Origin of the sequence: Chryseobacterium sp. SIMBA_029, from assembly GCF_046535275.1 — a bacterium.
Classification (GTDB): domain Bacteria; phylum Bacteroidota; class Bacteroidia; order Flavobacteriales; family Weeksellaceae; genus Chryseobacterium.
On sequence record NZ_JAWRXA010000546.1, the window covers coordinates 1 to 257 of the forward strand.

Consider the following 257-nt stretch of genomic DNA (forward strand, 5'->3'; position numbering starts at 1 on the left):
GGGGCCGCACGGCGAGGAGTTCATCTGCCCGCCAGCCTTTTGGGAATGTGACGATGAACGTGCTGCGCAGTTGAACATCGACGAGGCGCACTTTCGCGAACACTGCGTCGCTGTACTGCGCGAACGCCTCAAGCCCGGAGCGCTGATCCACGATCCGGCGTGTTCGACCGGCGAGTTGATCGCTCATCTGGCCCAGGAGCTCCCCCGCTGCCTGTGCCTGGGCTCGGACCTTTCGGCGTCGATGATCCGCTATGCGG

The 257-nt window shown here is 64.6% G+C and carries 1 protein-coding gene; it reads left to right on the forward strand.

Annotated features, from left to right (window positions below):
- On the forward strand, nucleotides 1–257 hold a 257-nt coding region (locus tag SB679_RS25165; protein ID WP_410705051.1), incomplete at both ends, for a hypothetical protein.